This is a genomic window from Porphyromonas somerae (assembly GCF_022845615.1).
GTDB lineage: Bacteria > Bacteroidota > Bacteroidia > Bacteroidales > Porphyromonadaceae > Porphyromonas_A > Porphyromonas_A somerae.
In genome coordinates this window covers 529,163-542,196 of the sequence record NZ_AP025559.1, presented here as the reverse complement: position 1 = coordinate 542,196, position 13,034 = coordinate 529,163, and the positions used below count along the sequence as shown (strand labels likewise).

The following is a 13,034-nucleotide window of genomic DNA, read 5'->3' as shown; positions in this document are numbered from 1 at the left end:
TATATCCTATGTTTCACCGAATACTCTTATTAAATAGTCGTTGCAGTGCCGGCACATAATCCTGATTGGTCGGCATACTCACAAAGGTGATATCATACTTAGTGAGTGCCTCCCTCATCCGATTGGTGAGCTGCTCCCAGTAGCTACGATACATCTCACGAATCCGCTTGGACGAACTATCAATCATCGTCACCTCGCCACTCTCTGCATCCTGCACTCGTAGCAACCCCACATTGGGGAGCTCCGCCTCCTTCGGGTCAAAGACCTGCATCGCCAATACTTGGTGCTTACGGCTCACCACATTGAGGGTTGACTCATATTCACTCTCATCAATAAAGTCGGAGAGGATAAAGAGCGTACACTGCTTCTTCTGCACATTATTGGCAAAGATGAGTGCCTCAGATAAGTTGGTCCCTTTACCCTTAGGCTCCAGACGCAAAATCTCCGTGAGGATATGGAGCACGTGCTTCCTTCCCTTACTTGGTGGAATGTACTTCTCCACTCTATCGGAGAAGAAGATCACCCCCACCTTATCATTATTAGTGATGGTGCTAAAAGCGAGCGTCCCCGCCACCTCAGCAATCAGCTGACGCTTGGTTCGCTCCACCGTACCGAAAAGTCCACTCTCAGAGACATCCACCAGAAGCATCATCGTCAGCTCACGCTCCTCCTCATACACCTTGATATAAGGTCGAGCATAGCGGGCGGTCACATTCCAGTCGATATCCCTCACATCATCCCCCAGCTGATACTCCCGCACCTCACTAAAAGACATACCTCGTCCCTTAAAGGCCGAGCGATACTCACCAGAGAATATATTCTGTGAAAGTCGCCTAGACTTTATCTCGATTCTACGTATTTTACTTAAGAGATCTTGTGTCTCCATCACTTAAGTATCAAGGTACCTGAACCTTATTGAGGATTTCGCTAATAATCTCCTCCGAGACAAGGTTATTCGCCTCCGCCTCATAGCTCAAAGCGATCCTGTGGCGTAGCACATCGTGGCAGACAGCTCGTACATCCTCTGGAATCACAAAGCCTCTGTGCTTGATAAAAGCATAAGCTCTCGCCGCCAAAGCGAGGTTGATCGAAGCACGTGGAGAGGCTCCATTGCTGATCATACCAGCGAGGTGAGGCATACCAGCCTCCTGAGGGAAGCGTGTAGCAAAGACGATATCCACGATGTAGCGATGAATCTTCTCATCAATATAGACTTGATGAACGATCTCGCGAGCCTTAAGTATCTGATCGGTAGTCACCACAGGCGTCACTTCAGGCTTCATCTTGCGGATCTGAGACTGTACAATCTGCTGCTCCTCCTCCTTGGTAGGATAGCCCACCACCACCTTGAGCATAAAACGGTCGCTCTGTGCCTCAGGTAGTTGATAAGTTCCCTCTTGGTCAATCGGGTTTTGTGTCGCCATCACCAAGAAGGGCTCTGGGAGCTTAAAGGTCTCTTCGGCAATCGTCACCTGTCGCTCCTGCATCGCCTCCAAGAGGGCACTCTGCACCTTAGCGGGTGCACGGTTAATCTCATCTGCCAAAACTAGATTGGCAAAGATAGGACCATGCTTCACGCTAAAACGCTCATTCTTCTGGCTATAAATCTGCGTACCAATCACGTCGGCAGGGAGCAGGTCGGGTGTAAATTGTATTCGGCTAAACTTTGCATCCATCAGGTCGGACAAAGTCTTAATCGCCAAAGTCTTGGCAAGACCAGGAACACCCTCTAGCAAGATATGACCGTCGGCCAATAGCCCAATCAAAAGACTCTCACGTAGGTGCTTCTGCCCTACAATCACACGGCTCATACCACTCTCCAAGAGATCCAAGAAGTGACTCTCACGCTCTATTAGCTCCGAGAGAGCTCTCACGTCCACTCTATTTTCCTCCATCTAAATCGATTAATTATCTGACTTACCAGGGGGGTCGTCATTGGGTGACTCCCCTTCATACTATAATACACAACACTCCCTCCCTACCTATTGCTAGCAAAGATAAGGAATTATCAGCTCCTCTCTAAATATCAGGTAATAAAGAATGCTAAAAGGGAAGGGGCCGACTATAAAATAGCATCAAAAGAGAAGCCACTCATCCCCTTCATCCTCCTCGCCGTGAGGAAGATGAACGATGGCTGTAGTAGCTCCGAAAGTAAGGACATCGCCCTGAGAGAGCCGACGTCGCTCCCCCTGATCAATCTCAGCACCATTCACAAAGGTTCCGGTCATACTATCATTATCCATCACCTCGAGCCGACCATCTTTGGAGAGCGTAAAGTAAGCGTGCTGCCGATCAATACTCGGGTCGGCCGTCAGCACCTGTAGCCTCGCGGAAGATCTAGGGTTGTACCGACCGAAGAGGCTTCGCCCCTCAGGAATCTGAATCGTTTGAGGCTTGGTAAACTCCGTCTCAATAATCTCCAGATAGGTACCCTCCTCCGAGAAGTCGGCCTCCTCAATACTAACCGCTTTGATGGATCTATCTCTATGCTGTAGTGCCTCAGCAGCCGTCTTATACACAGCTATCGGTTGCTTGCACTCATCGCAGACCACACGCTCGGCACTATCTTGGTGATGACCGATAGTGACCTCCAAAGAGGCCCCACAATAGGGGCAAGTAATCACTGTAGACATGGCTATATAAATGGATATATATTCTCTAATAACTTAACACTATAATTCCACACCTAGGCGCCCATTATCTAGATAGCTATAGTAGCCATTGTCGGTAAAGATCACATGGTCCACCATACTTATCCCAATCAGCCGACACGCCTTGTAGAGCTGATCCGTGACATCGTCATCGTCGTGACTAGGTTGCAGACTTCCTCCTGGATGGTTGTGCACGAGTGCCAAAGCCGGTAACTCAAGCCGGAGAGCGGTACTCAATATTACCCGAATATCGGCGGTTGAATTGGTGAGCCCCCCTTTTGAAATCCTAATCTTCCGCTGTGCAATCAGTCGCTGATTGAAAAGCACTATCCAAAGTTCCTCGTGCGAGAGATTATACAGGTCGGTATAGATGTAGTCGTAAATCATCTGACTATTGGTGAGCTGCTTTCCCTCATCGTCCAACTTCTTTTTGTGGTTCACCGTCCGCATACCTAGCTCTAAGCAGGCGAGGATATTGGCTTTCTTCGCCATACCCACTCCTTTAATAGGGATGGCACACCCTGTACGCAGAGACTCATAGAGTCGATATAGATTGTTATCTGCCGACTCCAAAATCAGGTGGGCGAGCTGTAGGGCATTCGTTCCCTGCAAGCCAGTTCCCAACTGGATCGCCATCAGCTCTGCATCACTCAGAGCTCTAGGCCCATGGGTTAGCAATTTCTCTCTTGGGCGCTCCGACTCCTTGAGGTCGGTCATCCGTATATGGTCTAGGGAGTAGAGGGGTGCCTCTCCTCCTTCGTCTCTCTTAGGCATCACTCAATCGGTATACTTTTCATTGAGCCCGTGTGCCTCTGCTACCACCTGACGCAATTTATCCTCTTCACCACGTCGGCAAATCAGTAGCACATCATCGGTCTCCACCACCAGCATACTATCAATTCCCTGTAGCACCACCAGCTTCTCTGGATCATTAATCGCCACCAAGTTGCTCCTACTATCATTGTAAATCGTTTGGTGTGCTCCAATAGTGGCATTGGCGTTCTGATCCTTATCGGTGAGCTGGTAGGTAGCTGACCACGTTCCTACATCGGTCCACCCCATATCAGCCACCAGCATCAGCACCTTCTGTGACTTTTCCATTACGGCATAGTCAAAAGAGATATTGGGGCAGTAGGGAAATACCTCGTGCACATAGATCGTTTCCCGTGCCGTTCCCCACACCTCGGGCTTACTATAAAGTCGCTCCGCTATCTCAGGAGCATGGGACTTTACTTCGTCAATCAGCACTGATGTCATTGCCACAAAGAGACCAGCATTCCAATAAAACTCCCCACTATCCACCAAGATCCGAGCCATCTCACTATTAGGCTTTTCGATAAAGGTCTTCACTGGATAGCAGTGGCTAAGCATCTCACCCCCATCTTCAACGGGCGACTCCAGAGCTTGGATATAACCATAGCCCACCTCCGGATAAGTTGGTTTAATCCCGAGGGTCACGATCATCTCGGTGCAAGAGGCATATTGGGCCGCCTCACCTATCAAGGTGTGGAAAGAGGGTTCATCCGTCACCAAATGATCTGAAGGGGTAATCACCACCACAGCATCAGGGTTGATGGCATGAATGTGCCGAGTAGCATAGGCGATAGAGGAGGCAGTATTGCGATTTTGAGACTCACAAAGCACATTCTCCATCGGGAGGTTAGGGAGCTGCTTCCGCACAATCTCTTCATACTGAATATTGGTCGCCACCAAAATACGATCTGGAGAGATGCAGCGCTGCATTCTCCGATAGGTCATCTGCAACAAACTCTCCCCTGTATTGAAGAAGTCCAAAAACTGCTTAGGATAGCTCTTTCGACTATAGGGCCAAAACCTACGCCCCACGCCACCGGCCAGTATCACACAATAAAGATTTGCGTAGACGTTATCTGCTTGAGTCATGATCATCGGTCTGAATATAGGTCAATCGAGAAAGGAGAGGGAGGCCAATTATGATATTCCTACGGAAGTCAATGGTCTGCCACCTCCATTCTTGCTACAAAGGTAATCAATTATTCCCTAATCTTGTGTACCTTTGGCACACCAATCAGTAGATACACATTATATATATAACACTATATAGCACTATGATACCATACTTTGAAGAAGCTGATATCGCAGTCACCATCTGCGATAAAGAGGGAAAGATCATTGAGATGAACGGACAATCGAGAGAGGTCAACCTAAAGCCTGGGCAAGACCTTATCGGCAAAAACGTACTCGACTGCCACCCAGAGCCAGCCCGCTCCCTACTGGAGCATCTGATGACGCACGAGGAGAAGCACGTCTACACCATCACAAAGGGATCACGCAAAAAGCTCATCTACCAAATCCCGTGGTACCAAGAGGGTGCCTACGCTGGATTTATCGAGCTCTCTATGATCATCCCCGAGGAGATGCCCCACTATATCCGCAAACCCAAAACTGAGTAAATTAAGGTGGTAGTGAACTAGGCTATTCGTCCATGTCGGGCTCGTCTAGCACCGAATCTTTTTATAAACCCACGAAGAGCTCCACTTTTCAGTGTTCAAACTGCAAAATGAGGTGAAAAACCTAGCTAAAACGGGGTCTTTGTAGCCCCATTTATAACCAATTGTAAATCAATGCCATACAAAGGCGTTTGCCGAGATGCAACTAAGCAATCGGTTAGTTGCATCTCGGCAAATGCTTAGTTGCAACTAACCGATTGCTTAGTTGCATCTCGCCGATTGCTTAGTTACAATTAAACTTTTCACCCCCTTTTTATCCTATTTATTTGCAGTGCTCTAAAGATTACGAATACCCCGGATAGTGGGGATTCGGCTAAGATGCCCATTTTACATCACTTGATGTAGGGCATAATCACCTTAAAACCTTTTCCTCGGAGGGTAACCAACTGCTTCGTAGCATCTACCTGCTCCACGATTAGAGAGTGGCTGCCCTCTCTCACCTTGGTATGGCGGAACTCCTGTGGATTATTAAGGCTTATCTGTAGCTTTACCTTCTCTCCTACGTGAGGTGCCGTTGGGATGGGTGAAAGGGTAACCACCCTCTCTGCTTGGTAGGGCTGTGCAGCATTGAATATGGTGAAGCTTCGATTACCTCTTTTGAGGGTCATGCCTGTTCGCATCATTAGGTAGAGGCTCCGCGAAGTGGTGCCATAGAGGCCTACTCCGTGGTCGGTGCCACTGCATCTGACCGTGATAGTGACGCTCTTTTGGCTGCCATCCTCTGAAATGAGATGCACCACCGCCACCCCTTCATGGTGTGCATCGACCTCTAGAATACTGGTTTTGGCATTCCACCTTGCCGATATTACCTCCTCTGGGTCGTCGATCACCAGCTTTGCCTTATCCCCTCCACCTTGGAGTGAGATGAAGCGACTTTCGTCGGTGGGGTAGAGGCGCACCTCTTCCATATTGACACTCACTGGGGGCACCACCACATGTATGGGTAGCTTACGGCGGTAGTCGCCCGAGAGGATGGTAGCGAAGGTCTCGCCCTCGAGGTGGCCTGTAATGCGGAGGGTGTCGCGACTAATTGAGACGCCTGCGATCTTGGAACTCTCCACATTGGCGATGTATTTTCCGGTACCTCCTTGTAGTATAATTGTATGGGTGGTCTGCTTATTGAGTGACACCTCAGTGAGGTCTTGCTCACCGACCTTGATAGGCTCTAGCTCATGGGGCGCCTTATTATTTTGGCAAGCACTACACAATAGTATAGCTAGAAGGGCGCTTTTGAGTAGTAGTAACAATCTTTGCTTCATATCTCTCTACAGGCTTACTTTACGGTGATGAAATAAGTGATTTCTATCGGCTCACGATCTTTTTCTTTAATAAAGATAATGAGGGAGTGCTCTCCAGGATCTAATTGGAGAAAATCGTCAGAAGGCGTTACCTCTTGCCCATCAAGTTGGTACTTAATCTCGGCTCCTTCGAGGATGAGATCGGTATAGAATAGTGGTAACTGCCTTGGTGCTTCGCCATCTTTAGAGATCATATAGAGATGTGGCACACGTGTAGGGTCATTGGGTGAGCGTCGGTACCCCTCTGTGCGCACCTTGATGACATCTGAAGGGCGTGAGAAAAGGCTACCCTTAATGCTCTTAACGCTGTAGCTGTATATGGTATTGGCTTTACGATGCTTATGTATGAAGCTGGTCTCGGTAGTCTCGCCTATTGGCTCCCCATCGCAAAGTATTTGGTAGGTGACTCCCGGCTCTGCAATGGCTCTCCAAGTGAGTGTTATTTCGTGCTGCATCGCTTTGGACGAAAGGTTGGCTGGTGCTGGTAGCTGTGGCTCTTCTTCGCCTCTCTTCACCTGCATAAAGGAGATATCATCGATGTAGAACTTACTGCCCTCCGAGCCCTCTACCACTAAGCTAAAAGCTGCCTTATTGACTCCGGCGGGGGCCTTGATCTCGGAGATAGTATGTTGCTGCCAACTATCGCCCACTTTGGGGACGTAGTATTTGAATTGTTTGAAGCTGGTATCTTTTTTGATGAGTTGGTCATCTTTATACCACTCTATCACCACACATACTTTAGCTCTAAATACATAGTCGCCTCTGTACCAGAAGGAGCATTGATATTCGCCCCCAGCTTCAATGGGGATAATATTATTCTTGGGGATATGCCCCACTTGGGAATAGTCGTTATCGTGGTAGCTGATACTTCCACCATTGAGATAAAAAAGAATACAGTAGCCACCTGAGTGACCTCCTCGCACCTTAGTGCCAGCTAAAGTATCATCAAAGCGCCAATGGTGAGGATAGATCTTTCGCCACATATACTCTTCTTGTGGCTCTTCGCCCTCAAGAGGAGTTTTGCGGTAAAACTTTTCGAATCCCCCATTTTTCAATAGCTCCTTATTAAGCTCTTGAGCCAATGCACTAGGAGCATTGAGAACCAAGATAAGGAGGAGGGGGAGGGTAGATAGGATATTTTTGAACTTCATATAACTGCTTGATTGTATTCGGGTGATCTACTTAATCTCCTGCAAAGGGAGCTCAAAACGGTGAGCCACCTCTTTAGTAATAGTATGGAGAAGGCCAGTATTGCCATCGCTGCCGATGAGCTGGTCTCTATCCCATAGCCCATTGCCAGCAAGCAACTGCTCTTGCATCGCTTTCACTTCGCTATAGGAAAAGAGCGGTTGCCCCTCTTTATTGCAGGCAAATTGGAGGGAGTAAAGGGCTCCTACACCTTGGGAAAGGAAGAATAGAGCATTCTCTGGCTCTTCTCGATAGTTGGCCATTGTGATATTCCCCTGAAGCAATTGTAGAGCACGGACTGCTACCACTTTAGAGAGCTCTATGCGAATCAATTGCAATTGCTCTTGCAGAATATCGTACCTATAGTTGGTCAATGCCCAGCGCCCCAGAGCAAAAGCATTGTATAGCTGGATACGGCTCTTGCCCAGTAGAGGCAGATTGATACTGCTCACAAGAGGCTGCCAAAAATGGGTGTAGTAGCCAAAAGCTAGGTCCCAATGATGCTCCAGCTCGGTGTAATTATGACCATCGGGGAGGTAGGTGTGCTCATGACGAGTGAGCAATTCTCCAGGTGCATAGAGGCTACTTGCAAGGTGTACATTAAGAATTAAATCAAGGTAAATAGCGCCACGCACTAGCTCCCTATAATATTCTGCTGGAACCAATCCATCTTGAGTGGCAAAGAATATATAATCATCGCCAATGTGGGTGCCGACATACCCCGCCACTCCGATGGAGGCTCTCTGGTTACGGGTCAGATTAGGAGCCTCTGTACCTAGGCCACTAAGCTTTTCAATCGCCCTAAAACAATCTTCAACATCATTGATCACCTCAGCCCTATCGGCTTGGTGGAGCACAGATGAGGCAACCACCGATTGTGGGCTTACCAATCCATAAAGACCCTGATGGAAGTAGTTGTAAACGGTATTGCGACTACCTTCGTTATTGATACGCGCCTCCCGAAGGAAGGTACTGTAGATAATCTGAAGGGGCTCATCTAGGAGAGTACACTCGTAGTAATCGACACTACTTCGCCCATTTCTACTGAATTTATACTCTGGATCGGGATATTCGGGTAGCTTGTAAGCACTTTCCACCGTCTCCCCCTCCCATCTATTCTGGCAACTTGATAAGCCCGATGTTGAGAGAGCGAAAAGGAGAAAGACCCAAGCATACTTTAGACAATTCTTCATGGTAGTATGATATATTCACAGAAGGGCTGGCTAATATAGTCTTGCCCCTCTCTATTTTGTGTTTGACTCACTTTCAACTCTTTTACTACGGTTAGCCCATCTTCCGACACAGCCCTAATGCTGGCGGTGATATTGGACTCACGAGGTGCGGTGCCATTGACACTAAGGTACATAGGATACCCCGACTCTGCCTCTATTGTCACTTCGTAAGGCTCTTCAAGGGTCATGATCTCCTCGGCACCCGATACACTTGCACTACTTCCGATGATATGAATTTGCTTATCCTCGCCAATGTACTTTACCACAAATCGGCTATTAACTTCATCGGGCACCGCACCACGCTCGGTAAATTGGCAGGTAAGGGTCACGGTGTACTTACGCTTTCCTTCAGAAATCTCCACCCCTGGGTAACTATAAGATTCTAATGCCTCATAGGGGTCACAAACCTGACGCACTTGATCTTCGTACGAGATCTTTGGCTTCTCAATACCCTTAAAGGGGAAAAGGGTGGCATAGTCCTCAGGTTCGGGATCATTATAGCTGCGCTGGCAACTCATTGCACAGAGCAGAAGGAGTGTACCACTCAGTAGTGGAAAAAGCTTCTTCAAATTATCTATCATATCATTGAATATTAATCTTTAATAATCGGGGCATCCCATATCACAGCTTTCACACCTGTGGGGATACCTTCGGGATGTAGGTGTTTACTCTCTAAGCTTGTCACCCGAGTGTGAGGGTTGTAGACCTTTACCAACTCCGCTTCGAAGCGATCATCTATCCGCTCAAAGTCCATAAACACAATATCCTTGCTGTATCTTAGTCCAGCTCTAAAAGTGATCCCTTCACTAGTTCCAGCATAACCAGATCCTAGCCCCACCATCTGAAGTGAAGGATAACCAGGGATTGGGTTACGCTTCTTATTGTAGAGAAATAGGTAGTATCTCTTGGTGATCAACTCCTTAATATATGGGCGATTGGTCTCAGCCTTAGTTTTAATGTAGTTGTCACTCTCAAAGTACACCCTATCACCCATCCTAATAGAGAGCTGTGGATTCTGCATCTCCTCGAAAAAGAGACGGTTTTGATAGGCCTTTACAAGGGGGTCCTCATCGCTTTTGAGCTTGGTAAAGATGATGTATTCCTTTGCGGGCAAGATAGTGCCGGCAGTTCGGAACACCAATTGACCATATTCATTTTTTCCTTGATAGAGAAAGTCGGTTGATCCTCTGAAGGAGTCGTTGACTAGCTCATGAATATAATTGAAGGTCTCAAAGGTAAGCTGAGTGTAGCTACCTCTTTTGATGGCATACCTGCTTACCTTAGGTTCGGCACAGCTCGCTTCGGTAAAGTCTGCCTTCATCTCCACAGTGCCTTCTTTGCTAAACTTCATCACAAAGCTGCTACCACCATAACCCAAACGACCACGAAAGGCAGTTTGGCCAATCAGCTCATTGGGATTGGAAAAGAGGAGTGAATCGCAGTGGGGAAAGTAAAGAACACTCCAACCACTAGGGCTACTTGTAAGCTCCTCGTGAAGCGATGAGATACTAGCTTGCACACGCTCCGATGGGCTCTCATGGAATGCCTGTTGCAGTTTTCCATTACAGCTAGCTAAGGTAGCTAGTGCAAGGGTGAGGGGAATAATAGTAGTATAGTATATCTTTTTCATTCTTCTTCCTCTTTGCTTTGAATAAATTGCGCCACTCTACGTAGGATAGTCACCTCGGCTTTTGTGAGATCCAATCCCCAATGTACCTTGATGTACTGGCTGAGAAAGGCTTGCTTCTCTAGCAACTCATTATGTGCCAAAGCGGCTTCTCTTGCATACCTCTCTGCTACCTCAGGGTTGGGGTCGCCGTCAGGGATACTTGTCTCCTCAAAAAGATACTCAATCTCTTGGGGTGTAGAGAGCAGGGTGGCACTTATCATCTCAGCCATGTCGTCTTCAGGAGAGAGCAAGGCGTACATTGTGTAGCATCCTCGCCTACCGGCATAGGTATCCAGACCAAACCGTTCCTTGTAGCTCTGCTGGTAGCTTAGTGGGATGGCTATTGGCTCGGTAGAGGATAGGTATCTATGCCCACTAATTCGGTAAAACTTGTCTCTATCGTAGGGGTAGAGCTCTAGCATCCGCTTGGCAAACTGATGAAAGACACTTCGCATCAGTAGGAAGACCTTTTCGGGGTCACTCGGGTCGAAGCTATTGACATTGTAGATACACATCTCTACAGGTGTGCCTAGGGGGTTGTAGAGCAGTTCTACCCCATTAGGATCAAGGTTGGAACCGCCATACATCTTGATACGGATGGGGAGTTTGCCCTTGAGGTAGTGAAGGTCTCCGATGGCTGGTAGCTCGAAGCTCTCTAGGAATAGATACTTCACGGTCTCTAGCACGCTCTTGACCTTCTCCTCTTGGGGAGGGTAAACGTAGGTACCAAGTAGCTCCTTCTCATTCCAGCGGTAGAGCACTTCTATCTGATAGGGCTGGGTAATGGATTGGGTTATCCATTGGTCTAGCTCACTCTCATTGGTGGTCTCTGCTGCAGGAGCCAATACGCTTGTATCGCTTAGCTTTGCATTTTGGCACCCAGCAATTATCATCATCAATGGGAGCAGCAGGGTGATTAGCTGCTTATTGGTTTGCTTATTGGTTTGCTTATTGGGTCTCATATCAATTACTTTCTATCTAACTCTTTTCGCTCACGTGGGTTGGGCTGGAGCCCTCGTTTGATGGCCTCATTGGGTATTTGTAGAAGCTTGCGTGGGTCGTCTTTCTCAAGGGGAAAGTAATACTTACTCTTGCTATCACGAGCCACAGAGAGGTGGAAGCGACGAATATCCAACCACCGAAGCCCCTCTTGGTAAAACTCTTTTTGCCTAAAGTCGAGCACTAGCTTTACGAATGCAAGTTGCTTGATGGTAAGGGGATAATAGGGGCTATAGACCTGATAATTTTGGGGGTTGGTGGTCAGGTAGATAGAACGCTCTACGTAGGGGGTAAAGCCGAACTTCCCTCGTGTGTACTCTTGTAGGTCGTCAATGGCCTTATTGTACTCACCGAGCATCGCCAATGCCTCCATACGATTGAGCAGCACCTCATCAGTAGTAAATAACACATTGGTCACATAGAGCCCTCTCGGCTTGAGCCCACTATCGAGGTTACTCCTCACCTCATCAAACTTGGAGATGTATCGGCCCACCTTCAGTGGCAAGGGGGAGGGGGTAAAGAGGTAGCTACTGGATTGGTTGAGTCGCTTGAAGTTACCACCATTTTCAATCCCCTTCTTATCAAAGATGGCCTCTACGCTCTCCTTAGTAGGTCCATACTGCACTCGTGGAAGCTCACGAGCCCACCTCGACTCGGTAGTGGAGAGGAGTAGATTGGCAGGCTCCAATGCACTTGCATAGCTTTTGAATAGCTGTGGGCGTGCAAATTCGTACTGCTTTTGATACTCCGTCCAATGTCTTAACTCTCTTTTTGGGTCTCCACCCAAGACATAATTGGCATAGTCTACCACCTTTTGCCACTCCCCTTTGTGCAGATAAAAGCGGGAGGCAAAGGCATAGGCAGCTTTTTTATTGAAGTGAAACTTGGGGTGGCGGTAAAAGCGGTCGTTGACCAGCGTAATACCCAGCTTGAGATCGGCCTCGATCTCCTCATACACCTTTGCTACAGTTGCTCTATCATAATCGACCATGGCATGCTTCTCTGGGCTTTTCAGATAGGGGATACCAGGATGGAGGTCATCGGCTCCTCTATAAGGCTCTGCCCAAATATTCACCAGCATAAAGTGGAGATAAGCTCTTAGTAAAAAAGCTTCGCCATAGAGTGCCTTGACACGCTCTGTCTTGGGGTACTTTGTGAGTAGCTCGAGTGCAATATTGGCCTGAGCTATACCTCGATAACAAGCGTTCCAATAATTTAACGGCGTATCCAGGTCCTCTTGATCATAATCTTCCCAAAAGTACATTGCCTCATTGAGCCTATTCTGCTCACCATAAGGTCGGAAGCCCACATTATCTGTTCGGGGCTCAAGGAATGGAATATAGCTAGCTGTGGGATAGGCACCGGTGAGTAGCTCGGCGATCTTCTCCTCGTTGTCGACCTCTATATTGAGGTCGGAATTGGGGCTCTTATCTAGGTACTTCGTACAGCTAGCGAATGTGATTAGCCCTAGCAGGGCACCTATGATCCATGGATATCTATTCATGATT

At 47.9% G+C, this 13,034-nt stretch carries 13 protein-coding genes; 1 reads left to right on the top strand and 12 read right to left on the bottom strand.

Going from position 1 to position 13,034, the window contains the following annotated elements:
* Window positions 1-13: 13 nt before the first annotated feature.
* The 5 genes from MWL85_RS02325 to MWL85_RS02305 all read right to left on the bottom strand — a co-directional run bounded on the left by MWL85_RS02325 (window position 14) and on the right by MWL85_RS02305 (window position 4,559).
* Entirely contained in the window at window positions 14-886 is an 873-nt protein-coding gene (locus MWL85_RS02325; protein ID WP_018028775.1) for a DUF58 domain-containing protein, read from the bottom strand.
* Window positions 887-896: 10 nt separating this feature from the next.
* Entirely contained in the window at window positions 897-1,895 is a 999-nt protein-coding gene (locus MWL85_RS02320; protein ID WP_021903576.1) for an AAA family ATPase, read from the bottom strand.
* Between the two features lie 180 nt (window positions 1,896-2,075).
* On the bottom strand, window positions 2,076-2,633 hold the full coding sequence (locus MWL85_RS02315) for an FHA domain-containing protein (protein ID WP_021903577.1): 558 nt from the start codon (window positions 2,631-2,633) through the stop codon (window positions 2,076-2,078).
* Between the two features lie 39 nt (window positions 2,634-2,672).
* Complete coding sequence (locus MWL85_RS02310; protein WP_244401261.1) at window positions 2,673-3,425, bottom strand: JAB domain-containing protein; 753 nt, start codon at window positions 3,423-3,425, stop codon at window positions 2,673-2,675.
* Window positions 3,426-3,428: 3 nt separating this feature from the next.
* Entirely contained in the window at window positions 3,429-4,559 is a 1,131-nt protein-coding gene (locus MWL85_RS02305; protein ID WP_021903579.1) for a mannose-1-phosphate guanylyltransferase, read from the bottom strand.
* 179 nt (window positions 4,560-4,738) lie between these two features.
* On the opposite strand from MWL85_RS02305, the gene MWL85_RS02300 reads away from it, so the two are divergent.
* Window positions 4,739-5,083: a PAS domain-containing protein gene (locus MWL85_RS02300; protein WP_018029307.1), complete on the top strand. Its 345-nt coding sequence runs from the start codon at window positions 4,739-4,741 to the stop codon at window positions 5,081-5,083.
* Window positions 5,084-5,472: 389 nt separating this feature from the next.
* On the opposite strand, the gene MWL85_RS02295 is transcribed toward MWL85_RS02300, so the two are convergent.
* From MWL85_RS02295 to MWL85_RS02265, 7 genes are read right to left on the bottom strand one after another with little or no spacing between them, the layout of a single operon-like run.
* On the bottom strand, window positions 5,473-6,399 hold the full coding sequence (locus MWL85_RS02295) for a hypothetical protein (protein ID WP_244401260.1): 927 nt from the start codon (window positions 6,397-6,399) through the stop codon (window positions 5,473-5,475).
* 14 nt (window positions 6,400-6,413) lie between these two features.
* A complete protein-coding gene (locus MWL85_RS02290; protein WP_244401259.1) occupies window positions 6,414-7,589 on the bottom strand; it encodes a hypothetical protein in 1,176 nt (391 codons plus the stop codon).
* Window positions 7,590-7,616: 27 nt separating this feature from the next.
* Complete coding sequence (locus MWL85_RS02285) at window positions 7,617-8,819, bottom strand: DUF4856 domain-containing protein (RefSeq protein WP_244401258.1); 1,203 nt, start codon at window positions 8,817-8,819, stop codon at window positions 7,617-7,619.
* Window positions 8,816-9,439: a hypothetical protein gene (locus tag MWL85_RS02280; protein WP_244401257.1), complete on the bottom strand. Its 624-nt coding sequence runs from the start codon at window positions 9,437-9,439 to the stop codon at window positions 8,816-8,818. The genes MWL85_RS02285 and MWL85_RS02280 overlap by 4 nt, the downstream gene beginning before the upstream one ends.
* Before the next feature lie 11 nt (window positions 9,440-9,450).
* Window positions 9,451-10,488, bottom strand: coding sequence for a DUF4302 domain-containing protein (locus MWL85_RS02275; RefSeq protein WP_244401256.1), 1,038 nt, complete (start codon window positions 10,486-10,488; stop codon window positions 9,451-9,453).
* Window positions 10,485-11,489 carry a putative zinc-binding metallopeptidase gene (locus tag MWL85_RS02270; protein ID WP_244401255.1) on the bottom strand — a complete coding sequence of 335 codons (1,005 nt, stop codon included), beginning with the start codon at window positions 11,487-11,489 and terminating at the stop codon, window positions 10,485-10,487. The genes MWL85_RS02275 and MWL85_RS02270 overlap by 4 nt, the downstream gene beginning before the upstream one ends.
* A 5-nt stretch (window positions 11,490-11,494) precedes the next feature.
* Window positions 11,495-13,030, bottom strand: coding sequence for a RagB/SusD family nutrient uptake outer membrane protein (locus tag MWL85_RS02265; RefSeq protein ID WP_021903585.1), 1,536 nt, complete (start codon window positions 13,028-13,030; stop codon window positions 11,495-11,497).
* Window positions 13,031-13,034 lie beyond the last annotated feature (4 nt).